This window comes from Hahella sp. CCB-MM4, from assembly GCF_002260525.1.
Taxonomy (GTDB): domain Bacteria; phylum Pseudomonadota; class Gammaproteobacteria; order Pseudomonadales; family Oleiphilaceae; genus Hahella.
Genome location: NZ_MRYI01000003.1, coordinates 61,132 through 87,364, shown reverse-complemented (window position 1 = coordinate 87,364; position 26,233 = coordinate 61,132). Strand labels below are relative to the sequence as shown.

Genomic DNA, 26,233 nt, shown 5'->3' with positions numbered 1-26,233 from the left:
TTTATAAAACCTCTTCCATGTGAAGAGGTTTTTCTTTTTGAAGAAAGAGTTAACTGAGGATTTGTTTTGTCAGGTGTGAGGCAAAAGCGGTTAGTTGTGTCGGCCTGGGATTAGAAAATGTGCATCGTGTATTAAGGTTGGTTGCCGTCGGCAATATTGCGTTTCAGATTTTAACAAGAGTGTCTTTGGCCTCTTGTCTACAGTGGTCTAAAGTTATTGATTAGACACAGAGTCTGGCTAATAAGCTGTCTGAATTTTGTCCCTTTTGTATAGGTGACATACTCCATGATTTACCAGATCTGAATACGATGCACACTTTGAGTGCTTTTGACGGGGTATTTTCTTGTAAAAATACAGGACGTCATTAATACTTAGTAGCATTATTCAAAGTTTATTCTAAATAATCTTAATTAACTGAAGTTTTTAAACGAAATTTTACGCCGTCAGCCATCTACTGACATGTCGCGATGAGATGATAGGTGGTTAGAAAATTTGGGAAGGATAGACGCTATGGTTCGCAAGCTCGCGATTGCAGCATTTACAGTATCAGCGCTTAGTGCTGGAGTGGCAAAAGCGCTCGGGCTGGGTGAAGTGACTGTTAACAGTTATCTTAATCAGCCGTTGAGCGCAGAAATACAGTTGGTGAATGTCCGGGATCTGGAGCAGAACGAGATACTTACCAATCTTGCGTCTAGAGAGGAGTTTCTCAAAGCCGGGGTGGACAGAATTTATTTCCTCTCCGACTTGCGCTTCAAAGTCGACAAGAAACCGGACGGATCAACAATTATCAGGGTCTCAAGCTCCAAGGCGGTGCGTGAGCCTTTCCTCAACTTCCTTGTCGAGGTCAACTGGCCAACAGGGCGTTTGCTGAGGGAATACGCGGTACTGATTGATCCGCCAACCTATAGTTCAGAACCTGTTGCTCCTGTTCAGACGCCGCAAACTCAGGTATCTCAGAGCACTTCACAGGTATCCCAGAGCACTTCACAGGCAACGCCGAGCCAGACAACTGCACCGAAAACAGCGCCTTCTCCTTCCACGGCAACTGTTTCGACCAGCAGTAGCACTTATGGCCCGACAGGCGGTGATGACACGCTGTGGTCAATTGCCCTGCAGACCCGCCCGGGTTCTGATGTTTCACCACAGAAAATGATGCTGGCTATTCAGGATTTAAACCCTAACGCATTTTTTGATAGCAACATTAACCGGCTGAAGTCTGGTCAGGTATTGCGCCTTCCGACACGTGAGGAAATTGATTCCCGCACATCAAGGGAGGCGATATCTGCCGTTAGTGTACAAAATCGTGAATTTGCTGAGGGAAGCAAGCCAAGAACTGTGGATGCCGCGGCAGAGACTGAGGTCTCCACACCTAGCACTCAGGCATCGCGTGACGAGTTGCGCGTGATTGTTGGTGATGGCGCCGAGAAAGCGACGGGTGATGCAAAAGTTTCCGGAGGTGCAGACTCTGGAGACGGCAGTCTTGCGGATCTGACTCTTGCTAAAGAGCAATTGGATCAGACAAGTCGTGAAAATGTAGAGCTTAAGAGCCGATTGGAAGATCTCCAGGGGCAGCTGGAGACTCTGCAGCGATTGATTGAGCTGAAGGATGACCAACTTGCTGCATTGCAGGGCGAAGCTTCTGTTGAGGAAGCTGAGACCGCAGTGCCGGAAACGACCGTTAGTGAAATGACGCCTGGCGAGACGGCAGAAATGCAGCCTATGTCAGAGGAACCTGTGCCCACTGAGGGAAAGTCCTCTGATGAGTCAATGACTGGCGAAACGGAAATGACTCAGCCGGCCATGACTGAAGGGACTGCCAATGATATTGGCGAGTCTGAAACAGCTGAGCAGCCAGTACCAACTCCGGTGGTCGAAGAGAAGCCGGTCACCAAGCCCAAGCCAATTCCTCCGGTAGCGGAAGAAGAATCGTTCATCGATATGATCATGAACAACGTGGTCTATCAGATTGCGATTGCTGCGGGCGGCGTCATCGTTCTTTTGATTCTCTGGTTGTTGTCACGGCGTAGTGCCAACAAAGAGGAGCACTATGGCGAAGACGACAACGACACTGTTATTACCTTTGAAGATGAGGATGTGCAGGGCCCTGCGGCAGCCGAGGCAGAGGCTGGCGAGATTGGTGCTTCTGATCCGATTGCTGAGGCAGACGTCTATATTGCCTACCAGAAATACGGTCAGGCTGAGCAGGTGTTGGAGTCTGCGTTGCATGACGAGCCTGAGAATCAGGAATATCGTCTGAAGCTGTTGGAAGTGCAGGGCGAGGCTAAAGATGGTGGTAAGTTCGCCGCTACTTATGCAGCGCTTGAGTCCAGTGGTGATGCCGATGTACTTGAGCGAGCTGCTGAAATCAGATCTCGATTCCCCGATTTGACTGATGAGCCAGAGGTTTCTCTGGATGATCTTGAAAGTCAGTTGATGGGTGGAGGGGAGGATTTTGCAACTGAAGAGGAGCTCGAGGTTTCAGATTTAAGTGAAGACTTCGAGCTGGATGTAGATAACCTGGATGATGTCGAAGATACGGTTATCCAGAGCGAAGCCCAGGCGGATTTCGTTCAGGAAGAGAATATCGATCTGGCGCAGGAAGGTTCAGTTGAAAGTGAAGATGATCTGGATATTGAATTTGATCTCAGCGACATAGATCTTGACGATACTACGACAGGCGGAACGGCTGAAGCAGCTGACGAAGAGAGTGAGATGGCCGGATTGGACTTCGATCTCGATGAGGGGGTTATTGATGATCTGGAAGATACGGTCAATCAGCCGCCGGTAGCGACAGACGATGAGTTTAATCTGGATTTGACCGAAGAGCCGGAAGAAACGATTGCCTTTGGTTCTACGGATCTGGGAGATGCTGAGAGCGACGATCTGGATCTTGATTTCAGTGAAGAAATGATAGATCTGGATTCGGATGAAGAGTCTCCGGTGGAGCCTGTCGAAGAGCTTGTGATAGAGCCTGAAGAAGAGCTGAGTCTGGACTTGGATGACGGTGACCTGGATTTCTCTCTGGACGAACAGGGAGTACAGGGTCTAAGTGATGAAGAAGAGAAAGCACTGCAGGATGAAGGGGTAGAAGAGTTCTCATTGGATACTCTGGACGAAGATACCGATCTTGATCTGGATTTAGGTGATGTGTCTGAAGATCTGCAGGAAGAAAAAGCAGAAGATCTCTCAGAAGATATCGCAGAAGAATTTGTTCAGGAAATGGACATGCTTGAGGAAGAGCCGGAAGGCCTGGATTTGGATATTCCCGATCTTGGTGCCGGTGAGGATACGATGATTCAGCCAGCAGTGGACACTGGGTCAACAGGAGAAGGTGCAATTGCAAAACCACAGGACGAGTTCGTAACAGAAATGGAAGAAGATTTTGATTTCCTGTCCGATACAGATGAATCAGCAACCAAGTTGGACTTGGCCCGGGCATATATCGACATGGGAGATAGGGAAGGTGCCCGTGATATCCTGGAAGAGGTTGCGGACGAGGGTAATGATGTCCAGAAGCAGGAAGCTGCTGAATTGCTGAAAGGACTTGATTAATTACGATCCTTGCGAATAATGCGACCCTCTGATCAAGGGGGTCGCAGTCACTAATGCCACAAAATTCCACACATCCCGAATCGCTTTCATCCATTTATCCATTGTCCAATTCGCCACTGCCTCCGTCTGGACGAGTCGCGCTTGTACTGGGATATGAAGGGGCGCGATATCACGGCTGGCAGGCCCAGAATTCTGGAGTGAGCTCTGTTCAACAAACGCTTGAGACGGCCCTGTCACGAGTAGCTGACACATCCCTGCAAGTTGTATGCGCCGGTCGCACTGATGCAGGTGTTAATGCGACACAGCAGGTGGTTCATTTTGAGAGTGCACCATCGAGAAGTCCTCATTCATGGGTGATGGGGGCAAATCACTTTTTGCCGGATGATATCGCCATACAATGGGCGGGCAGTGTCTGTGATGATTTCCACGCCAGATATTCGGCTACCTCCAGAGTTTATCGCTACGTCATTTACAATCATCCCGTTAAGCCGGCCTGGGCGCACGGCAGTATTACCTGGATACACTCTCGCCTTGAAGAGCATCGAATGCATGTGGCGGCTCAGGCGCTACTGGGTGAAAATGACTTTACCTCGTTTCGAGGTTCGGATTGCCAGTCTCATACCCCCTTCAGGAATGTCAGCCGGATCAGTGTGACCAGGAGAGGGGAGTTGGTGATAGTGGAGATTGAGGCTAACGCTTTTTTGCATCATATGGTGCGAAATATAGTTGGCACTTTGTTGCAGGTAGGGACAGGAAAGCAGTCGCCGGAATGGGTGGCCGATGTTCTTGCTGCCAAAAAACGGAGTAAGGCGGGGGTTACGGCTCCCGCAAATGGGTTATATCTGGTAAAAGTTCATTATCCTGAGCAATTCGGCCTGCCGGAAATTCCCTACGGACCTTTCTTTTTGGAAGACTAGAGCGGTGTGCTTTCTGGAAGACTAGGGCGGTGCGGTAATGATGAGCTGGTAGTGTGACAGGAGAATGATTTTTGTGAGGCACATTTCCTCCCTCCGAACGATCCCGTTATAATCCAAATCCCCTTAACTGGAATGGGCACTGCAAAATTGCGTACTCGCTGCAAAATATGTGGAATTACTCGGCTGGAAGATGCGCTTCAGGCCGTAGAGTCGGGCGTAGATGCTTTAGGGTTTGTTTTTTACGAGCCAAGCCCGAGGTACATTGACCCTGTAAAAGCTGACGAAATTGTTCGACAGCTTCCCCCCTTTGTTTCTTCGGTCGGCTTGTTTGTTAATCATGGGCGCGACCAGGTTGAGAGCATTCTTAAAACCGTTCGGCTCGATGTTCTTCAGTTCCATGGTGATGAAGATGATGCTTTCTGCCGTTCGTTTAATAAGGTCTATTACAAAGCCATTGGTGTTGAAAGCGCTGAAGCTCTGCAGCAGAAGATGAGAGAATATCCAGGTGCGTCAGCATTGTTGCTGGATACCCATGATCCCGTGTTAAAAGGCGGAACCGGTAGAAGTTTTGACTGGCGCCTGGTTGGAGCCGAGAGGCCCAAACCAATCATATTGGCCGGAGGCCTGAACCCCGAAAATGTGCGTGAAGCGATTAATTTGACCCATCCTTATGCCGTTGATGTCAGTGGTGGAGTAGAGGCATCGAAAGGGATAAAGGACGCGCAGCTGATGAAAGATTTCTTAAGAGAGGTGTATCGTGACAGTAAGGCTTGATGCCGAAACCTTGGCCAATATTCCCGATGAGCGAGGACATTTCGGACCCTACGGTGGTCGATTTGTCTCAGAAACGCTGATGTCATCTCTGTTGGAGTTGGAAGCCCAGTACGAAAAGCTAAAAAATGATCCGCGTTTTCAGGAAGAGTTCGATCAAGACCTGGCGGATTATGTGGGTCGACCTTCACCTTTGTATTTTGCTGAGCATCTCACCCGGAAAGTGGGCGGGGCTAAAATCTACCTCAAGCGGGAAGATCTCAATCACACCGGCGCTCATAAGGTGAACAACACCATTGGTCAGGCGCTTCTGGCTAAGTATCTGGGCAAGCCCCGCATTATTGCGGAAACCGGAGCGGGTCAGCATGGCGTGGCTTCCGCAACCGTTGCGGCTCGTCTGGGGCTGGAATGTGTTGTGTATATGGGCGCGGAAGATGTTCAGCGTCAGGCGTTGAATGTATACCGCATGAAATTGTTGGGCGCGACGGTCAAGCCGGTAACGAGCGGCACCCGTACCCTGAAGGACGCCATGAACGAAGCGCTGAGGGACTGGGTCACTAATGTTGATGATACTTTCTATATCATAGGAACCGTGGCCGGGCCTCATCCATATCCTAAGCTGGTGCGGGACTTCCAGTCTGTCATTGGACGTGAAGCGCGTCTGCAGTGTCTGGAGAAAGAAGGGCGTTTGCCGGATGCACTTGTCGCCTGTGTGGGCGGTGGATCCAATGCAATGGGATTGTTTTATCCGTTTATAGAAGACGCTAACGTCAAAATGTATGGCGTTGAAGCGGGTGGGCATGGTTTGTCTACCGGACAGCATGCGGCTCCTTTGTGTGCTGGTCGTCCGGGGGTGTTGCATGGCAACAGAACCTATCTAATGGAAGATGATAATGGCCAGATTATGGCAACTCATTCCATATCTGCGGGCTTGGATTACCCCGGTGTAGGTCCTGAGCATTCGTGGCTTAAGGATATCGGTCGCGCCAATTATGTGTCTGCAACAGATGAAGAGGCATTGAGCGCATTCCATACTTTGACTCGCGTTGAGGGCATTATGCCGGCGCTGGAGTCCAGTCACGCCATTGCCTACGCCATGAAGCTGGCCGGGGAAATGGATCGGGATCAGGTTATTGTGGTTAATCTGTCTGGTCGCGGCGACAAGGATATTCATACCGTAGCGAATCTCGACGGAATCGATTTGTTCTGAAGTCAGTCGATACCTGATTGTTTAAACCCATTGGATAAAGGGGGCCGGGAACCGCCGGCTTCTTTGGACAAGGTAAAATATGAGCCGTATAACCTCCTGTTTGAGTGCACTGAAAGACGCTGGTAAAGCTGCGTTGATACCCTATGTAACTGCCGGTGACCCAAATCCATCCGCAACCGTTGGCATCATGCATACTCTGGTGGAAGCCGGCGCGGACATTATTGAGCTGGGTGTTCCGTTTTCTGACCCTATGGCTGACGGTCCTGTGATCCAGCTGGCCTGCGAAAGAGCTCTGGAGCACGGCACTTCGTTACGCGATGTGTTGAATATGGTCGCGGAGTTTCGTGAAAAAGATCAGAAAACACCGGTGGTTCTTATGGGCTACCTGAATCCGGTCGAGGCCATGGGGATGGATCATTTCATCGAAAAAGCCAAGCAAGCCGGGGTTGATGGTGTGTTAACCGTTGATCTGCCCCCGGAAGAGGCTGATGAAGTGGTGCCGGTGTTCAGGGAGGCAGGTTTGGATGCCATTTTCCTGTTAGCGCCAACTACCACAAACGAGCGTATTAAATCTGCGGTGGCACATGGATCGGGATACATCTACTATGTATCTCTTAAAGGGGTGACCGGATCCAGCGCCCTGAATATTGAGGATGTCAGCCAGCAGTTAACCCGTATACGCAGTTTAACTGACATGCCGGTAGGTGTCGGATTCGGTATTAAGGATGCGGAATCCGCAGCTGCCGTTTCGAAAGTAGCCGATGGTGTAATTGTCGGTAGCGCTCTGGTCAATACAATTGCAGAAAATGCCGACTCTTCCGAGAGCATGCATGAGAAAGTCAAAAGTTTGATTGGCTCCATGCGATCTGCAATGGATCAGTAGTCGGGTAAGAAGCTGAATGGAATAAACCGCAAATAAGTAGGTAACTATGAGTAGCTGGCTAGAAAAGATCATTCCTGGAATGGGCGGAGCACAGTCAAAGCACAAGAGCAACGTACCGGAAGGGCTCTGGAAAAAGTGCCCCAAATGTAGTGCTGTGCTTTATCGGCCAGAGCTGGAAAAGAACCTTGATGTTTGCCCCAAGTGCCAGCACCACATGAGGGTGACGGCCAGAAAGCGTATTGATCTGTTTCTGGATAAAGATCATCGGCAGGAGATTTCTCCGGATCTGGAGCCCAGTGACCGTTTGAAATTCAAAGACACCAAGCGTTATCGTGATCGGCTGGTCAGTAACCAGAAATCCACCGGCGAAAAAGACGCCTTGGTCGTATTCAAGGGTACCGTCGAGGCCATACCTGTGGTGGCCGTAGCATTCGAATTCAACTTCCTCGGCGGCTCCATGGGCGCAGTTGTGGGTGAAAAATTCCTACGCGCGGTAAATACCTGTCTTGAGCATAAGTGTGCTTTGATCTGCTTTTCAGCCAGTGGTGGTGCCCGGATGCAGGAGGCACTGATATCTCTGATGCAGATGGCTAAAACCTCCGCAGCATTGGAAGTGATGAAAATGCAGGGATTGCCCTATATTTCGGTCATGACGGATCCAGTCTTTGGCGGTGTCTCTGCGAGTCTGGCTATGCTTGGTGATCTGAATGTGGCTGAACCTAACGCATTGATCGGCTTTGCTGGTCCGCGAGTAATCGAGCAGACGGTGAGAGAGAAGCTTCCCGAAGGTTTTCAGCGTAGCGAATTCCTGCTCGAGCACGGGGCAATTGATATGATCATATCCAGGGGGCAGATGCGTAATCGCTTGGCGGCGATTATTTCCAAGCTGCAAAACCTGCCGGCACCGGATGCTGAATCAGAACCTGAGTTCGACGAAACGGCCGGTCAGCATGCACTGCCGGAAGATGTCTCTCCGAGCCCGGGTACTAATGTCTGATAAATCTCTCGATCAATGGCTTGATGATGTAACGAAACTGCATGATCAGGTAATCGAAATGGGTCTGGACCGGGTCGCTGATGTCGCGTCCAGACTGCTCCCCAAGCATTTCCCCCAGGCCGGATGTAAAATCGTCACGGTTGCCGGTACCAATGGTAAAGGGTCAACTGTGGCGGCTTTGGAAGGTTTGGCCCTTCAGGCTGGCTGGAAGGTCGGGGCATATACTTCGCCCCATATTCGACTCTTTAACGAACGTGTCAGAATCCAGGGCGAAGATCTTGATGACGACTCCATTGTGCGCGCTTTCGAAAAGGCTGAGTCTGTCCGCGAAGGTGTGGCGTTAACCTATTTCGAGTTCACTACGCTGGTTGCGTTTGCGGCCTTTGTCGAGGCCGGTCTAGACCTTTGGATTCTTGAGGTCGGGCTCGGCGGACGTCTGGACGCAGTTAATATTGTGGATCCTGATCTGGCGGTCATTACCACTATTGATGTTGATCATCAGGAATGGCTGGGCGATAACCGGGAAATGATCGGACGGGAGAAGGCCGGTATATTCAGGCCCGGTATACCCGTGTTACTTGGCGACGCTGACATGCCTGTCTCCGTATTTGATTATGCAGACAAGCAATCATGTGAGGTGCTTCAGTGGCAGCGTGACTACTCACTGGAACATGATGTCTGGAAAGGAGCCAGTCCCGAGGGGAAGCCCCTGGAAGCAGTTCTGGCTGCTCTGCCTGATATACCGGCAGCCAATATTGCTACGGCAATTCAGTCGGCGGTGATGATTGGTATCCCGCTGGATGTCTTTGCCGGAGGCAAGCCGTTTCCATTGCTTAATCTCATGGGGCGATTCCAGAAAGCGGGTAGTCATCCTGAGATTGTTCTGGATGTTGCGCATAATCCCCATGCTGCTCGATATTTGGCCGGGTGGTTGAAGGAGCATCCGGTCGAAGGTCCTACCGTGGCGGTATTTTCTGCCTTGAAGGATAAAGATATTGATGGGGTTGTAAGCGCATTATCCGGCTCATTCAAGCGATGGCATATTTTTGAGCTGGAAGACGTCAGGGCATGCCAGTTGGATTCATTGGAGGAGTTCTGTCGGTCTCAGCGCGCCAACGTCAGTCGACACGATGGGGCCGCGGATGCGCTTTCCAGTGCAAGGCTGGAAGCCGGTGAGTTGGGCAGGGTGGTTGTATTCGGATCGTTCTTCACAGTGGCAGCGATTCTCGAAACAGGTATCATATCACTCTGATTTATCAGGTTGGTTTGTGTTAGTGCTTCTAACCTGATGATATATTTGGTTATTTAACGGTCAGAGTGCAATAAATGGATGGATTGAAGCAGAGAATAGTCGGGGCGGTCGTCCTGGTGTCGCTGGCAATCATTTTTATTCCCATGGTATTTGAGCAATCTCATCAGGCTCGTACCTCTCATGTCATCAGCATCCCGCCGGAGCCCGAGGTTCCCAAGTTCACGATTGAGGACCCGAAGCCTCCCACATTAAGGCGTTCTGAGACTCCCTCGACAGTCGATGTAACAGAAGCAGTCGATGTAAATGAAATAGTCGATGTTACTGAAAATAGCGCCGGTGGTTCGGTTCTAGAGGCTAAAGAGCCCAAAGAGCAAAAGCAGGAGGTCGCAGCCCAGAGTGTCGCGCCGCAGAAGGTTGAATTGCCAAAGCCGGAAGAAAAGGAAGTTGTCCAAAATAAAGAGCCGGTACTAAAGCCTGAATCGTCGGCTTCAAAAGAGATTGCAGAGCTTGATAGCCAGGTAAAAGACCTGTCTCTTGATGAAAATGGAGAGCCGGTAGCCTGGGCAGTGCAGATAGGTACATTCAAGAATCGCGACAGCGCCCTCAAAATACGCGACGAGCTGAATAAAGAAAAAGTTCCGGCTTTCACCCAGGAAATCCAATCAGGTGCCGACAATCTGATAAGGGTCTTTGCAGGGCCAACCCTGAAACGCGAGCAGGCCGATCGGCTAAAAGACAAAATGGATAAGCGGTATCAGGTATCTTCGTTGGTCGTCAGATATAAACCCGCCAACTAAATGCTCCCACTCTCTATTAAATTCAGTCTCTTAGAGAGTGATTGTCGCTTTGTGCTCTCACTACGGAATTTCATTCAGCTTTAGTTTTGCTGTGGGGACGTTTTTGATAGAATGTGCGCCCTTCAAATGATGGGAAGGTTGTTGTCGGCTATATGATGAGCATATTGAATTGGGCTGATTGGGTGATTCTTGGAATTATTGCCCTGTCGACCGTGGTCAGCATTGTGCGCGGGTTTGTCAAAGAGGCTTTGTCTCTGGTCAGCTGGATTCTGGCATTTATTGTTGCCCGTATGTTCTACATTAATCTGGCAACGCTTTTGGAAGGATTGATTGCCGCTCCCTCCGTTAGGCTGCTGGTGGCATTTGCTCTTCTTTTTGTAGCGACTTTGATCGTCGGGGCGCTACTAAATCATCTTATTTCTGCGTTGGTAAAGACCACCGGTCTTTCCGGTACCGATCGGGTGCTGGGAATGGTATTTGGGTTGGTGCGTGGCGTGATCCTGGTCGTTGTGGTTGTTGCATTGCTGCGACTGACGCCGGTCACCCAGGATGCCTGGTGGTCTGAATCATCTTTAATTTCACATTTCGAGAAGATTGAAGCCTGGTCACGTTCAGTGTTCGGGGATCCAATCAAGTCTATGCTTAAATCAACAGCCGGATAGGCCCAGGTGATATACTTCTTGGGAGTAAACGGCTTGTGCGCTCAGGCAAAAGGGTGAGGTATTAATCATGTGCGGTATTGTTGGTATCGTAGCGAAATCCAATGTAAACCAGGAATTGTACGATGCTTTAACGGTGCTCCAACACCGGGGGCAGGATGCCGCAGGAATAGTGACATTCCAGGATGAGCGCTTCTTTCTGCGCAAGGATAACGGCTTGGTGCGGGACGTATTCCGCACCCGGCACATGCTGCGGCTTGCCGGGAACGTGGGAATCGGGCACGTCCGTTATCCGACTGCCGGAAGTTCCAGCTCAGCAGAGGCGCAGCCGTTTTATGTGAATTCACCTTACGGAATTACTCTGGCCCACAACGGTAATCTGACCAACACCGAAGAAGTGGCGAATGAGATATACCGGACAGACCTGCGTCATATCAACACAAATTCTGATTCCGAAGTCTTGTTGAACGTGTTTGCCCATGAACTGCATAAGCAGGGCAAACTTGTGCCGACCAAAGATGAAGTATTTGCGGCGGTCAATGCGGTACATAAGCGTGTTAAAGGAGCTTATGCCGCCATCGCCCTGATTACCGGATATGGTATCGTCGGCTTCCGTGATCCAAATGGAATTCGGCCGGCCTGTTACGGTAAGCGGGTATCGGAAAAAGGGACCGAGTATATGATTGCGTCCGAAAGCGTGGCGCTCAGCTCTCTAGGTTTCGAGATGGTGCGCGATATTCAGCCGGGAGAAGCTATCTATATCGAAACTGACGGTACTCTGCATACTCAGCAATGCGCTGAAGAGCCCGTATTGAATCCCTGTATTTTCGAATTGGTCTATTTTGCCCGTCCGGACTCGATTATTGACGGTATATCCGTATACAAAGCCCGTTTGCGAATGGGGGATCATCTGGCTGAGAAGATTCGACGGGAGCGCCCGGATCATGATATCGATGTCGTGATGCCGATTCCTGATACCAGTCGTACGTCAGCCATGCAGATGGCTTTGAATCTCGGAATTAAGTATCGGGAAGGGTTCATGAAGAACCGCTATATCGGCCGCACGTTTATTATGCCTGGCCAGAATCAGCGCAAAAAATCAGTACGGCAAAAGCTGAACCCGATTGAGCTGGAATTTCGTGGCAAGAATGTCATGCTGGTGGACGACTCGATTGTTCGCGGGACCACCTGCAAGGAAATCGTACAGATGGCCCGGGATGCTGGAGCCAAAAAGGTTTATTTCGCATCTGCTGCGCCGGCAGTTAGATATCCAAACGTGTACGGCATCGACATGCCTGCGGCTAAAGAGCTGATAGCACATGGCCGTACGGTGGAAGAAGTGCGCTCGCTGATTGGCGCTGACTGGCTGATATACCAGGATCTTGAAGACCTGGTCGAATGCGCGCGCGAGGGTAATGCCAATATTGAAAAGTTTGACTGTTCAGTATTTGATGGCAAATATGTGACCGGCGATATCACGGAAGCCTATTTGCAGCGGCTGGAGTTGCTGCGTAGTGACAGCAATAAGTCCCAGCAGGAAGAAGAGTTGATGTCTGCGCAGGTCCCTCTCGATTTGCATAACGACGAGTGAAGATTAACCGAATACAGTTAGCGTGAGGCTGATAGCCGAGTATGGCAAGAAAGACAGAGAGCCGTGAAATACTGAGTGCGCCCGATCTGGAGTGGAATGACGCTACCCAGGCAATCAGGGCGGGGCAGCAGAGAACGCACCAGCAGGAACATAGCGAGGTTATTTATACTACCTCAAGCTTTGTTTTTAACTCTGCTGCGGAGGCTGCAGCTAAATTTGGAGGGGAAGAGGCTGGAAATATCTATTCCCGGTTTACCAATCCTACGGTTCACATGTTTGAAGAGCGTCTGGCTGCTCTGGAAGGTGCAGAGCGTTGCCTGGGGACTTCCTCTGGCATGGCCGCCATTCTTGCCACGGCAATGGCGCTGTTGAAATCCGGTGATCATGTTGTCTGCTCGCGCAATGTATTCGGTACCACTCACGTGGTGTTCGAGAAATACCTGAAAAAATTCGGTGTAGAGACCACCTTTGTGAGTCTGACTGATCTTGCAAGCTGGAAGGCGGCCATTCGCCCCAATACTCGTTTTCTGTTTCTGGAAACCCCTTCCAATCCATTGAATGAGGTTGCAGATATACGTGCATTGGCGGATCTGGCTCATGACAACGGCAGTCTTCTGATCGTCGACAATTGTTTTTGTACTCCGGTTTTACAGAAGCCGCTGGCCTTAGGCGCTGATTTGGTCATTCACTCTGCCACCAAGTTCTTGGACGGGCAGGGACGTTGTGTCGGCGGTGCTGTCGCCGGGCCTAACGCACTGGTCGAGGAAGTCTTCGTATTCATGCGTTCGGGTGGATTTTCCATGAGCCCCTTCAATGCGTGGGTGTTCCTGAAAGGACTGGAGACACTCCCTATTCGTATGAAAGCCCATTGTGAGCAAGCTTTGGAGCTGGCTACCTGGCTCAAGGAGCAGGCTTGGGTGGACGAGGTCTTCTATTGTGGATTGCCTGAGCATCCAGCCTATGAGCTGGCCAGTCAGCAGCAGAAAGGTTATGGCGGGGTGATTTCATTCAGGGTGAAAGGTGGTCGGAAGGAAGCGTGGACGCTGATCGACAACACTGACTGGATCTCAATTACCGCAAATCTTGGCGATACCAAGACTACGATGACCCATCCGGCGACCACAACTCACGGCAGATTGTCCGATGAGGAGAAGCGTCTGGCAGGAATTTCTGAGAACCTGATTCGTATCTGTGTGGGTCTTGAGGATATTGAAGATATCAAGCAGGATCTGCTCAAAGGTGCGGCTGCTATAGGGTAATCGCTTCCCCAAAGGGTAATGTTCCCTTTGGGGCGATTTATTAAATCCTTATAAAACAAACTACTACAATAGTTACTTAATTTTAATTGTTAATTACTTCCCATCATATTTCTTACTGGTTCAACTACCCGCTACCCTTGTGTACACTAGAGGCCAGTAATTTTCAGGCCTTGGAGTAAAAGGCCTTACAAATCCTATGGCTGCAGAATTAGATCAAACCAGAACCAAGCGATATATTGAGCAGGGGCTTCGTGAAGGCCTGCTCATTTTGTGCGTCACTCTAGCTGCTTATCTTGTGATCGCCCTCATATCATATGATCCGAATGATCCCGGTTGGACCAATACCGGGCGGCATTCCCAGGTCGTTAACTATGCCGGCGCAGTAGGCGCCTGGATTGCTGATGTATTGCGCTATTTCTTCGGCAACGTCTCCTACTTGTTCCCTTTGCTGTTTGGAATCAAAACGATTCAATTATTTCGGCATCGACACAAAAAAGTCCCTATCAACTGGCCAATTACCGGGCTCAGAGTTCTGGGGCTGATCTTACTGATGGTCGCGGGTTGTTCTCTGCTGGCGATGTATTCGGTGGCGGGCTCAGATCCCCATGCCGGGGGAATTCTTGGCAGTGAAGTGGCCAAATGGTCTGTCTCAGTGTTTAACATGGTAGGGACCACGCTGATAGCCGTAGCTTTCCTGCTTATCGGTTTCAGTCTGTCCACAGGTTTGTCATGGCTGAAAATCATGGATTGGGTCGGCGGGAGAACTCTGGTGATGTTTGGTTTGACAGCCAATAAGCTGAAGTCAACCAGTGGTAGCTTCTCTGAGTCCATGAAGCGCCGTGCAGAGGAAAAGGCTGAAGAAAAGAAAGAAAAGCTTGCGCAGAAAGAAGAGAAGAAGCGCAAGGAGCCCAAAATTGGGCAGGTTGATACGGAGCTTGCCAATACAAGAGCTGACGACTCGCCTAAGCGCAAGCTGTTGAGCTTCAGTAAAAAAGAAAGCGTCAAAGAAAGATCTAGAGAAAGTGCCGATGATGATGCCGGGGTGCCGGTTCTGGATCAGCCGGTCTCTGTGCCGGTGGAGCCGGAATCTGAGTCGGGCAAGAAGATCAAGATCTCTCCGTTTCAAAAGAAAAACGCCGGGGAAAGTAAACGGGCCAAGAAAGACTCGCAGCCTTCACTGTTTAATTTTAAAGAAGGTCCTCTGCCTCCTCTGACGTTGCTTGATCCGCCTGATCCCCATAAGAAGGGGGGCTTTTCGAAAGAGGCTCTGGAAAATTTGTCGGAGTTGCTCGAGACCAAGCTGGCGGACTTTGGGGTGATTGCAGAGGTTGTGGAGGTTAATCCCGGGCCGGTCATTACTCGTTTTGAAATACAGCCTGCGCCGGGGGTAAAAGTTAGCCGGATCAGTAACCTGGCGAAGGATCTTGCCCGATCATTGGCGGTGCTGAGCGTGCGGGTGGTGGAAGTCATTCCAGGAAAATCTGTGGTAGGGATAGAGATTCCCAATGAGAACCGTGAAATGGTCAGGCTCAGGGAAGTTTTGTCGTCTTCCGAATATGATAATTCCCATTCACCTCTCTCACTTGGGTTGGGTAACGACATTGCTGGTAATCCAGTGGTGGAGAATCTGGCCAAGATGCCTCACTTGCTAGTGGCGGGTACTACCGGTTCCGGTAAATCAGTAGGCGTGAACGCCATGCTGCTAAGCATGCTGTACAAGGCGACACCGGAAGAACTCAGGCTGATCATGATTGATCCCAAGATGTTGGAGCTTTCCATCTATGATGGTATTCCTCATCTGTTGACACCGGTGGTGACGGATATGAAGGAAGCCGCCAACGCCCTGCGCTGGTGTGTGGGGGAGATGGAGCGCCGTTATCGATTGATGGCCGCCCTGGGTGTCAGGAATTTAGCCGGATACAACAAGAAGGTGAAGGATGCTCAGGAGGCCGGCGATCCGATTATGGATCCCCTCTGGAAAGCCTCCGAACATGCCTTGGATGATGAGGTTCCGTCCGAGTTGGATACATTACCATTTATTGTGGTGGTAGTGGACGAGTTTGCCGATATGATGATGATCGTCGGCAAAAAAGTGGAAGAGCTGATCGCGCGGATTGCGCAAAAAGCCCGTGCCGCAGGTATTCACTTGATCCTGGCAACACAGAGACCGTCGGTTGATGTTATTACTGGTCTGATCAAGGCAAACGTGCCGACCCGGATTGCGTTCCAGGTATCGTCAAAAATCGACTCCCGTACCATCCTCGATCAGGGTGGTGCAGAGCAGCTGCTGGGGCATGGTGACATGCTTTACATGCCGCCGGGGACCAGTCTGCCTATCCGTGTCCATGGGGCATTTGTGGCGGATGAAGAGGTGCACGCGGTGGTCAGTGACTGGAAGCAGCGGGGTGAGCCTGATTACCTCGATGAGATTCTGGAAGGGGTCACGGACAGCGAATATGTTGCCAGCATGGATGGTGGCGGAGGTGGCGAAAACAATAACGGCACTGAGAAAGACGAACTCTTTGATCAGGCGGTTGCTTTCGTTACTGAATCGCGTCGTGCTTCCATATCTGCGGTGCAACGACGACTTAAAATTGGTTATAACCGTGCTGCCAACCTGGTAGAGGCTATGGAGGCAGCCGGAGTGGTATCTGCCGCAGGGCATAATGGGTCACGGGAAGTCCTGGCCCCACCTCCACCCAGGGATTAATTTATGCGAAATCTGTTTTTTGTACTGGCATTGTGTGCCGGTTTTTTCAGTCAGGTTGCTCAGGCATCTACAGCCTCAGAGGAACTGACAAAATTATTGAAGCCAATTGAAACCTTTTCAGCATCGTTTGAGCAGACATTGGTTTCAGCTTCAGGGCAGACACTCCAGCAGGTAACAGGAGTGCTCAAGGCGCAACGTCCGGGGCTGTTTTTCTGGCACACTCAGCCTCCTCTGGAGCAGACCATTGTGACGGATGGCGAAATGGTTTGGCTATATGATCCGGATCTGGAGCAGGTCACCGTTCAAACGCTGTCCCAGCAGCTGTCAAATACTCCTGCACTGTTGCTGAGCGGAGAGGTTTCTACGATTGACAGAGAATACAATGTGGTCAGTCGAGAGACCGGCAATGCGGAAACCTCCATTTTTCAGCTGACGCCAAAGGGAGTCGACTCTTTATTCGATACCCTGCAGTTAGGGTTTAACCATGGCGTACTGACCACCATGGAACTGAAGGATTCTCTCGGGCAGGTTACGACGTTGTACTTCAGCGATTCTGAAATGAATCTACCGTTCAGTGAGAACACCTTCCACTTCGAGATACCCGACGGTGTAGACGTCATTCGGGAGTAGTGCCTTGAACCTGAATCTGTTTGAGGCTGAAGGTAAAAGCGAGAGCCACGCACCTCTCGCAGCCCGGCTCAGGCCAAGAGCGGTTAACGAGTATATCGGCCAGGAGCACTTATTGGGGCCGGACCGTCCGTTGAGGAAGGCGCTGGAGAAGGATAGCATTCACTCTATGATCCTGTGGGGGCCTCCCGGGGTCGGAAAAACCTCCCTTGCCAAACTGATCGCTGCGACAACGGGTGCCGAATTTCTGACCATGTCGGCGGTACTGCATGGCGTAAAAGACATCCGCGAATTTGGTGAGTTGGCGAAAAAGCATCGTCAGGCAGGTATGCGGACCATTGTATTCGTGGACGAGGTTCATCGTTTTAACAAGGCCCAGCAGGACGCATTTTTACCCTATGTTGAAGATGGCGATTTCGTCTTCGTCGGGGCGACCACAGAAAACCCTTCCTTTGAATTGAATAATGCACTGCTGTCACGGGCCAGGGTGTATTTGTTGAAGTCTCTCTCCCAGGACGACTTGGTTGGTTTATTGCGTAAAGCTCTCACCGATGCTGAGAGGGGGCTTGGGCATGTCGAATGGCAGGTGGCCGATGACCTTCTGCACAAAGTGGCGATGGTGGCTGACGGCGACGCCCGTCAAGCGCTTAACCTGATCGAAACCATGTCGGATCTGGCAGAGGTGTCTGACAACAAAGGTGAGTTGAATGAAGCCATGCTGGCGGAAGTCACTCAAATGTCGCTAAAGCGCTTTGATAAGGGCGGCGACGTATTCTATGACCAGATATCAGCTCTACATAAATCGGTGCGGGGATCGAATCCAGATGCCTCCCTGTACTGGTTTGCAAGAATGCTGGATGGAGGCTGCGATCCCTTGTACATCGCCCGCCGGGTAGTGCGTATGGCCAGTGAAGATATCGGCAATGCGGATCCAAGAGGGCTGCCGCTGGCCTTGGCGGCATGGGATGTTCAGGAGCGCCTGGGAAGCCCCGAAGGGGAGCTGGCTATCGCTCAGGCAATCGCTTATCTGGCAGCTGCCCCCAAAAGTAATGCTGTCTATAAAGCTTTTAATCAGGTGAGGGATCTGGTGAAAAATACACCGGATTACCCCGTACCCCTGCACTTGCGAAATGCGCCGACAGGTTTGATGAAAGAACTGGGGTACGGTCACGAATACCGTTATGCCCATGATGAGCCGGATGCCTATGCTGCGGGGGAAAATTATTTTCCAGAACAGCTTCAGCCTGTTACCCTTTACGAGCCTGTCCCCAGAGGCCTTGAACTGAAAATTGGTGAGAAGCTTCAGCGCCTCAAAAACCTGGATATAGAGGCAACAAAAAAGCAGAAATAGAGTGACAAATGAGCAGCAGGCGAGGAAGCAGGTAGAACATTTTTTTACTTCCTTGAAGTAGGCTTATTAGAAAACAGGTTCAAAAGAGAACAGGACATTAAATCACTGTGAATAATGTTTTGCATTTGTTAATTGTTGGTGCTGGAGGCGCAGTAGGGGCTATCGGGCGTTACTTGGTCGTGGCATTGGCAACGAATTACTTCGGTAACAGGTTTCCCTGGGGAACGCTGTTGGTGAATCTGATAGGTTCGTTTCTTCTAGGGGCTGCCTTTGTTATTGTCCTGGAAAAGCTGCAGGGACATGCAGAGCTGCGATCACTGATCATGGTGGGGTTTCTAGGAGCATTCACCACATTTTCCACATTTTCTCTGGAAGTATTCAGTCTGTTTCACAGCGGCCATGTATTCTCAGCTATGGCCTATGTTTTAATGAGCGTTATACTATGCGTTTTGGCATCGGGGCTTGCCGTTACCTTGACCAGGATGCTTATTCAGTGATGCTGTAGACGACCGTTCCAGGCGTTTGCAAGGAATTTTCACACTCTGTTTATATAAAAATCGGAATTATTCATGCTTGACCCAAAACTTCTTCGTGCCGATCCTGAGGCCATCGCCCAGCAATTGAAGGTTAAATACTTCGAGTTGGATATTTCAGCATTCCAGAGTCTGGAAGATCGACGTAAATCGATTCAAATGCGTACGGAAGAACTTCAGAGTGAACGTAATAGCAAGTCAAAGAATATCGGAAAGCTGAAGGCTGCCGGCGAAGACATTCAGCCTCTGTTGGATGAAATGGCTTCTATTGGGGAGAGCCTGGATGAAGCTAAGCAGGAATTGAATGAAGTTCAGGCAGAGATGGAATCTCTGATGCTTGGAATTCCCAATATTCCTGACGCCGACGTACCTGAAGGAAAAACCGAAGACGAGAATGTCGAGGTTCGGGTATGGGGAGAGCCCAAAGCGTTTTCATTTGAACCCAAAGATCATGTGGATCTTGGTGAAGGGCTTGGTCTGCTTGATTTTAACCGCGCGGCAAAAATCAGTGGCTCCCGGTTTGTTGCCATGCACAGCGGACTTGCAAGGCTGCATCGTGCATTGGCTCAGTTCATGCTGGATACCCACACCCAAGAGAACGGGTATCAGGAAGTCATGGTGCCATATCTGGTGCATGCTGAAGCTCTACAAGGCACAGGACAGCTGCCAAAGTTCGAAGAAGATCTGTTTAAGATTCCCGGTGAGCATAATTTCTACCTGATTCCCACAGCGGAAGTTCCAGTGACCAATCTGGCACGGGACACTATCCTGGAAGGTAAAGAGCTACCGCTCAAATATGCCAGCCATACTCCATGTTTCCGTAGTGAAGCCGGGAGCTATGGGCGAGACGTCCGCGGGATGATTCGCCAGCATCAGTTCGAAAAGGTTGAACTGGTTCATGTCGTTGACCCCAGCACCTCCGCCGCCGCATTGGAAGAATTGACGGCTAATGCTGAAAAAATACTGCAAAAGCTGGAGCTGCCATACCGGGTCGTGGCGCTCTGTGGAGGTGATTTAGGATTCTCTGCGGCGAAGACCTACGATATCGAGGTTTGGTTGCCGGGACAGCAGAAATACCGTGAAATTTCTTCCTGCTCCAACTGTCGGGATTTCCAGGCTCGTCGTATGCAAGCCCGCTGGCGTAACCCTGCCACAGGTAAGCCAGAGCTTGTGCATACCCTGAATGGCTCTGGTTTGGCTGTTGGACGAGCACTGCTGGCGGTTATGGAAAACTATCAGCGCGAAGACGGCAGCATAGAAATTCCCGTAGTTCTCCGGCCATACATGGGCGGGCTTGAACTGCTTGAGCCGCAAAGCTAGAGGGCTCATATTGATGGAAAAACAATCTTCCGGGCAATGGGACTTCCTTCCTGTTGTCCTTGATCTGAGGAACAAGCCCTGCCTGGTGGTGGGAGAAGGGGAGCAAGCGGCCAGGAAGATTGAATTACTGCTACGGGCAGGAGCCCGGATTCAGCTGGTGGCTGGTGAGGAATCGGTTGCGGGCCGCGAGCTGGTGGATAGAGAGCTGGCAGAGAATGAAGCAGTCACCCTGGTCGGCAAATCGTATGATGAATCAATGTTGCAGGGCGTGGCATTGGTGGTGGCTGCATCTGAAAAGGCGGCTTTGAATGCGGATATTGCCAAGTCCTGCCAGCAGCGGCATATCCCTGTAAATGTGGTGGAAAACCCTGCCTTAAGCAGCTTCATTTTCCCCTCCATCATCAACCGTCATCCGGTGCTTGTTGCTGTCAGCAGCAGTGGGGACGCACCGGTATTGACCCGATTGCTTCGTAACCGGTTGGAGTCGACGATTCCGCATGGTGTCGGACGCCTGGCTGAACTTGCAGGAAAATATCGGGAAATTGTCCGGGACAAATTCAAGCATATCAATCAGCGTCGTAAGTTCTGGGAGCAAACCCTCGAAGGAACAATTGCCGATTTGGTGTATGCCGGAAGAATGGATAAAGCAGAAGAGCTTTTCCAGGAATCCCTGGAGGATGCTGATTTTGATTCCAAAGGCGAAGTATATCTGGTGGGTGCCGGGCCGGGTGATCCGGACCTGCTGACCTTCCGCGCGCTGCGGCTGATGCGGCAGGCGGATGTGGTTCTTTATGACCGTTTGGTTTCTCCGCAAATTCTGGATCTGGTTCGCCGCGACGCAAAACGCATTGATGTGGGCAAGGCGCGTTCCAACCATACTCTGCCGCAAGGTGAGATTAATCAGTTGTTGGTCGATCTTGCCAAAGAGGGCAACAGAGTCCTCCGGCTGAAAGGCGGTGATCCCTTTATCTTTGGTCGAGGTGGAGAGGAAATCGATCGGTTGGCAGATGCGGGTATTCCGTTTCAGGTTGTTCCAGGGATTACAGCTGCCGCAGGCTGCGCATCCTATTCGGGTATACCTCTTACTCACAGGGATTGCTCCCAGTCAGTTCGCTTCGTTACCGGGCATCTCAAGAACAATACTTGTGATTTGCCTTGGGCGGAATTCGTCCACGAGCACCAGACTCTGGTGTTTTATATGGGCCTCCTTGGCTTACCGGTTATTGCGCAGCAGCTTATGGCGCATGGTATGCGCCCTGATATGCCGGTGGCCCTTGTTTCCAGGGGAACACTGCCTGATCAGGAGGTGTTGACGGGGACGCTTGCTGATATCGCTGAAAAGGTCGGACAGTCACAGGTTCACGGGCCGACAATCATCATCATTGGCGAAGTGGTCAAACTCAGGGAAAAGCTGGACTGGATGGCCTGATTTACAGTCAGAAGGACAAAAAAAGACGGGTATAGCCCGTCTTTTTTATTGGAGACTGTTTGCGTTTATGAGGGATTATTTGCGCTTGGGCAATGCATCCTTCAGCTTAGCGTACATTTCCCGAAGACTCTTTTCAGTTGTCTCCCAATCGATACAGGCGTCTGTAATGGATACGCCATACTTCAGTTGAGAAAGATCTTCCGGGATCGGTTGATTGCCCCAATGAATATTGCTCTCAACCATCAGGCCAACGATGGAGTTGTTACCTTCAACTATCTGGTGTGCCACGTCCATCATGACCAGCGGCTGGTTAGCGGGGTCCTTACTGGAGTTTGCGTGACTGCAGTCCACCATAATGGCTTCGCGAAGGCCGGCCTTCTTGAGGTCCTGTTCGCAGTGAGCCACACTGACGGTATCGTAGTTCGGCTTACCATCTCCGCCACGCAATACAACATGCCCGTAAGCATTTCCTTTGGTACGAATGATGGACACCTGTCCCTGTGGGTTAATTCCCAGGAACGAGTGAGGGTAAGACACTGACTTCATGGCATTCACGGCGACTGTCAGGCTGCCGTCAGTACCGTTTTTGAAACCGATCGGCATGGACAGTCCACTGCTCATCTCACGGTGAGTCTGGGATTCTGTGGTGCGTGCCCCGATAGCTGACCAGGCAATTGTGTCCTGGAGGTACTGAGGGGAGATAGGGTCCAGTGCTTCAGTAGCCGTTGGCAGTCCCATTTCAGCGAGGTCAACCAGCAGCTGACGACCAACATGCAATCCTTTCTCAAGATCAAAAGTGTCGTCAATGTTGGGGTCGTTAATGAGGCCTTTCCAGCCAATGGTGGTGCGGGGCTTTTCAAAATATACCCGCATCACCAGGTATAGGGTATCGTCCAGTTCATCCGCCAGCGCTTTCAGTCGCTTGGCATAGTCTTTCGCTGCTTCTATGTCATGAATTGAGCAAGGGCCTATAACCACAAACAGGCGATGGTCTTTCCGGTCAAGAATGTCACGGATAGTCTGCCGCCCCTTGTAGACGGTTTGTTCTGCTGCTTCAGACAGAGGGATATCTTCTTTAAGGCGATCAGGGGTAATGAGAATGTCCTGACTGGCGACATTAACGTTATCGATCTGGTGTACTGACATAATGATTCCGTGTTTTTTATAGCGTTCTGGATGGTGCAATCTGGCTCGATTGGGCCGTTATACTGCGCTATTCAAGGGGTAAATGCAATCAAGATCAAGGAGAGATGTCACACAATGACATTTACATTGTGATCCCGGGGTGGAGATTGTTCCGGTAAAGGAAATATTGTTCCAAAACAGAGCATTGCGGTATGTTTAAATAATATGTCAATAATACTCACTGCTGGTTCAGCAAAGAAACTGCTGATTCAACAAAAAAATAGTATGGCTTCGTTTTTGGGTGGCTAAATCAGGCATATCCGGGATCACGAATATGCCTGATGAGTAGCCGGCGGTAATTACATATCGCAAAATGGAAGATGCGGAAAGGATGATAAAGGCCGCGTATCCGTACGCCGATCTGTACGTCGCCGGTTTACCACTGCTTCGGGTTTTTCTGACGGTGCTGGCCGGGTCACAGGTGACAGGCGGCGGTCAAATTTGCGGCGTTCTCTGGTCAAGTCGTACATGCTGAGTCCTCCTTGTCATTGTTATGGACCCACGTATTAGCATAGCAATGTTACAGCATGCCGGTGATACCGAATCTTCATAACAAACCGCTGCCAATAACCATTGGTTTTTTAAAAAGCACTTTCTTGTGCAAAAGACATTCCTGTGTAAAAAACATCCTTGTGTAAAAAACATCACGCTGTATTAAGTATTCTGGGGAGCAATAGTTGAACACTGTATGGTGTTGAGCACAGCTAAGTCTTAAACCTGATGATTCAGTCCACGTATTAAATCAAGTATTAAACATGGTTAAATGTCTCTGCATACTGTACCTGACCGAGGTCACGACATTTATCATCCATGATGTTGATCTATAATGATTCTGTCTGACCAAAACTTAAATAGAATTCTTCAGGATGAATTTTGCAGTGATTCCAGAAAAGGACCACGTAACTTCCGACTCCAGTTCAGTCGGTGTAGAGCAACTGGCTGGCGCGCTTTTGAGGGTGAATCTGCCTGAAACCGAAAACATCTTTCGTGTGGCAGGTACCATGCTGATTGAAAGCGATGAGGATCGTCATGTTGTGGCGACCAGACTGGCGGATATCAGTCGCGATAAAAAACATCAACTGAGAGATGTTATCAAGCAGTTGAACCTCGATATGGGAGGTCTCGACAGGTCCATCATCAATTGTCTGGTATTTATGAACAGAGCCACTGAGCAGTGGCAGGCCCAGAGCCCCCTGGATCCGTTTGTACGAAAGTCCCTGATGCGCAGAAGATACATTCTGGCGGCATTGCTACTGGACCAGCCTGAATTCGTGTTGGATCCGAAGCATCCGGTCAACGAGATTCTGGGCCTGGTTGAGGACCTTTTCCTGGGGTGGGAAGAGGAAAAAGGGCAACCTCCAACATTTGTTATGAAATCCCTGAATGTTCTGACGAGGCTGCTGGATGCAGATCATTGTTTGATCAGGGAGGAACAGGAACTGGCACGTAATGCTCTGTTCGGCGAGTGGGAGAAGGAGCAGAAACGGCGAAAAATGATGGAAGATCGCCTGATACAGTCGGAGCTCGGCCTGGACAATGTCTGGTATGCCCAGCAATTGGCGATTCAGACGATTAATAAGTTTGCTGCCGGGAAAACGTTGCCACCGGATATCAGCCAGTTCCTGTCGACCGTCTGGCTGGATTCCATGCGACTGATCATTCTCTCTAAAGGTGAGGAAAGCCGCGAGTTCCAGTTAATGTTCAAACTGACTGACCGTATTGTGTTTACCTATAAAGGCCAACACAGCGCTGGGCAGATGCAGCGTTTGTATGACTACGCCGGGCAGTTGGTGGATGAGCTGCAAAATCATTTGCACAGTCTCGACAAGAATCCCGATGAGCAGGAACGGCAATTGGTTGTTCTGCAAAATGTAGTGTTACAGATCATTAAACAACAGGAAGTAGCCAGAGAAGAGTTCAATGCCCTGGAGTGTGAATTCATCGATGTTGATCAAAGCAGTGTCTCTGACATTGTTAATGAATTGCAGGAACTTCAGGGTAAGTGGTTCCGTAAATTTGATCGAATGTGCCGGCTGGTACATATACTGCCACGGCAGCAGGCAATTTTATGGAGCGATTTTAGCGGCCGGAAAGTCGCTTTGGAGCCTGCCAAGGAGTTTTACGCTGAGTGGCGCTCGGGGAAAAAAGGTGAGTTGACGCAGTCAACAAGACTACAGGAAATATGCTCAGAGGTTGCCCTGGAAATTGTGGCAACGGACGTTGCTCACCGGAAAGCGCTGCAGATGAAGCTCGAGGAAGAGCGTAGTATCCGGGCTGCGGCAAAGGCGAAAGCTGAGGCAGAAGCAAAAGCCATCATGGCAGCCCGAGAAGAAGCCCAGAGGAAGAAGGATGCTGAACGAGCGGAAATAGAAGAGCGTATGCGTCAGCAGGCTATCGAGGAAGAGGAACGCAGGCGTCTGCAGGCCGAGCATGATGCGGTGGACGCTATCGATAGTCTGAGGATCGGTGGCTGGGCTCATTTTGAAAAAGATGGAAAAGAGGTTCGGGCCAAATTGGGCGTTCGTTTCAATGCGACAGGTCGATTGGTATTCGTCGATGAGTTCGGAATGAAACTCGCTGAACTTCAGCGGGATGAAGCCAAGGAGCTGATCTTGGCTGGCAAATTCAAATTGCTTGGAGCTGATGCGGATCTTGAAGAAAGGCTTTCAAGGGCTGTAGGGCGTATCGGGATTGCGAAGAGGTAAGATTATGCACAACAAGAATCCTCTGGACGATAATCTGAGAACGGAGCCTCGGCTCCCTCATAATGAAGTGATCTATGTTGAAATCAAGTCATCAGGGGCTGTGGAAAATGGTGATCTTGGGCCAGTCATCAAGGCATCGGAAACAGTGGATGTGTCCGCCAACGGAATTCAGGTCAGGGTCACTCAGCCCATGAGGGTGGGGGCTTTCATCGAGCTCGGTATTATTCGCGAGAAAACCGGTGATCGCTACGATCTTGTTGCCGAGGTACGGTGGCAGAAACGCCTTCCGGGGTCTGTAGGATATCTCGTTGGATTGGCGCTTGTTGAATCCGATGACACTTCAATTGTTGAGTGGAAGCTGGCTGTCTCAGCCATGTTGGGTGATGATGCTGACGACCATGTGCGTTGTTAGTTCATGACCCGTTTCATCAAGAGGTGGGATATCTACGTTATATCCCACCGGCTGGGTTATTTTGTAATTTAAT

Annotated in this window: 20 protein-coding genes; 19 read left to right on the top strand and 1 reads right to left on the bottom strand. The window is 50.4% G+C overall.

Translation table 11 applies throughout. From position 1 onward, the window contains the following. The first annotated feature begins 510 nt into the window (after positions 1-510). From BTA51_RS07510 to cysG, 17 genes are all read left to right on the top strand, one after another. Positions 511-3,552 carry a FimV/HubP family polar landmark protein gene (locus tag BTA51_RS07510; protein ID WP_094706832.1) on the top strand — a complete coding sequence of 1,014 codons (3,042 nt, stop codon included), beginning with the start codon at positions 511-513 and terminating at the stop codon, positions 3,550-3,552. A gap of 53 nt (positions 3,553-3,605) precedes the next feature. Next, a complete protein-coding gene (gene truA / locus BTA51_RS07505; protein ID WP_094706831.1) occupies positions 3,606-4,469 on the top strand; it encodes a tRNA pseudouridine(38-40) synthase TruA in 864 nt (287 codons plus the stop codon). A gap of 147 nt (positions 4,470-4,616) precedes the next feature. Beyond that, complete coding sequence (locus BTA51_RS07500) at positions 4,617-5,243, top strand: phosphoribosylanthranilate isomerase (RefSeq protein WP_246840964.1); 627 nt, start codon at positions 4,617-4,619, stop codon at positions 5,241-5,243. Next, on the top strand, positions 5,227-6,450 hold the full coding sequence (trpB, locus tag BTA51_RS07495; RefSeq protein ID WP_094706829.1) for a tryptophan synthase subunit beta: 1,224 nt from the start codon (positions 5,227-5,229) through the stop codon (positions 6,448-6,450). Before BTA51_RS07500 ends, trpB begins: the two co-directional genes overlap by 17 nt. 79 nt (positions 6,451-6,529) lie before the next feature. Continuing rightward, positions 6,530-7,333 carry a tryptophan synthase subunit alpha gene (gene trpA, locus BTA51_RS07490; protein ID WP_094706828.1) on the top strand — a complete coding sequence of 268 codons (804 nt, stop codon included), beginning with the start codon at positions 6,530-6,532 and terminating at the stop codon, positions 7,331-7,333. Between the two features lie 46 nt (positions 7,334-7,379). Continuing rightward, positions 7,380-8,330 carry an acetyl-CoA carboxylase, carboxyltransferase subunit beta gene (gene accD, locus BTA51_RS07485; protein WP_094706827.1) on the top strand — a complete coding sequence of 317 codons (951 nt, stop codon included), beginning with the start codon at positions 7,380-7,382 and terminating at the stop codon, positions 8,328-8,330. Next, positions 8,323-9,582 carry a bifunctional tetrahydrofolate synthase/dihydrofolate synthase gene (gene folC, locus BTA51_RS07480; protein WP_168188096.1) on the top strand — a complete coding sequence of 420 codons (1,260 nt, stop codon included), beginning with the start codon at positions 8,323-8,325 and terminating at the stop codon, positions 9,580-9,582. Before accD ends, folC begins: the two co-directional genes overlap by 8 nt. Positions 9,583-9,656: 74 nt before the next feature. Continuing rightward, complete coding sequence (locus BTA51_RS07475; protein WP_094706825.1) at positions 9,657-10,379, top strand: SPOR domain-containing protein; 723 nt, start codon at positions 9,657-9,659, stop codon at positions 10,377-10,379. Positions 10,380-10,531: 152 nt separating this feature from the next. Then, positions 10,532-11,041: a CvpA family protein gene (locus tag BTA51_RS07470; RefSeq protein ID WP_371333177.1), complete on the top strand. Its 510-nt coding sequence runs from the start codon at positions 10,532-10,534 to the stop codon at positions 11,039-11,041. Between the two features lie 67 nt (positions 11,042-11,108). Then, a complete protein-coding gene (gene purF, locus BTA51_RS07465; RefSeq protein WP_094706823.1) occupies positions 11,109-12,629 on the top strand; it encodes an amidophosphoribosyltransferase in 1,521 nt (506 codons plus the stop codon). Between the two features lie 41 nt (positions 12,630-12,670). After that, the gene (locus BTA51_RS07460) at positions 12,671-13,888 is read left to right on the top strand and encodes an O-succinylhomoserine sulfhydrylase (protein WP_094706822.1); all 1,218 of its coding nucleotides are present in this window, start codon (positions 12,671-12,673) and stop codon (positions 13,886-13,888) included. 196 nt (positions 13,889-14,084) lie between these two features. After that, positions 14,085-16,598, top strand: a complete 2,514-nt coding sequence (locus BTA51_RS07455) for a DNA translocase FtsK (RefSeq protein ID WP_094706821.1) — start codon at positions 14,085-14,087, stop codon at positions 16,596-16,598. Between the two features lie 3 nt (positions 16,599-16,601). Continuing rightward, on the top strand, positions 16,602-17,228 hold the full coding sequence (gene lolA / locus BTA51_RS07450; RefSeq protein WP_094706820.1) for an outer membrane lipoprotein chaperone LolA: 627 nt from the start codon (positions 16,602-16,604) through the stop codon (positions 17,226-17,228). A 4-nt stretch (positions 17,229-17,232) separates the two neighbouring features. Then, positions 17,233-18,576: a replication-associated recombination protein A gene (locus BTA51_RS07445; protein ID WP_371333176.1), complete on the top strand. Its 1,344-nt coding sequence runs from the start codon at positions 17,233-17,235 to the stop codon at positions 18,574-18,576. Positions 18,577-18,683: 107 nt separating this feature from the next. Beyond that, complete coding sequence (gene crcB / locus BTA51_RS07440) at positions 18,684-19,073, top strand: fluoride efflux transporter CrcB (RefSeq protein WP_094706819.1); 390 nt, start codon at positions 18,684-18,686, stop codon at positions 19,071-19,073. Positions 19,074-19,145: 72 nt separating this feature from the next. Then, positions 19,146-20,429: a serine--tRNA ligase gene (serS, locus tag BTA51_RS07435; RefSeq protein ID WP_094706818.1), complete on the top strand. Its 1,284-nt coding sequence runs from the start codon at positions 19,146-19,148 to the stop codon at positions 20,427-20,429. Between the two features lie 13 nt (positions 20,430-20,442). Beyond that, positions 20,443-21,858, top strand: a complete 1,416-nt coding sequence (gene cysG / locus BTA51_RS07430; RefSeq protein ID WP_094706817.1) for a siroheme synthase CysG — start codon at positions 20,443-20,445, stop codon at positions 21,856-21,858. Between the two features lie 75 nt (positions 21,859-21,933). Here cysG and BTA51_RS07425 read toward each other — a convergent pair whose 3' ends face one another. Further along, positions 21,934-23,004 (bottom strand): 3-deoxy-7-phosphoheptulonate synthase, encoded by a 1,071-nt coding sequence (locus tag BTA51_RS07425; protein WP_094706816.1) that lies wholly within the window; start codon positions 23,002-23,004, stop codon positions 21,934-21,936. Between the two features lie 905 nt (positions 23,005-23,909). Here BTA51_RS07425 and BTA51_RS07420 point away from each other — a divergent pair. Both BTA51_RS07420 and BTA51_RS07415 read left to right on the top strand, forming a co-directional pair. Further along, positions 23,910-25,748 (top strand): DUF1631 family protein, encoded by a 1,839-nt coding sequence (locus BTA51_RS07420; protein WP_094706815.1) that lies wholly within the window; start codon positions 23,910-23,912, stop codon positions 25,746-25,748. Between the two features lie 4 nt (positions 25,749-25,752). Then, on the top strand, positions 25,753-26,160 hold the full coding sequence (locus BTA51_RS07415) for a PilZ domain-containing protein (protein ID WP_094706814.1): 408 nt from the start codon (positions 25,753-25,755) through the stop codon (positions 26,158-26,160). The last annotated feature ends 73 nt before the right edge of the window (positions 26,161-26,233 follow it).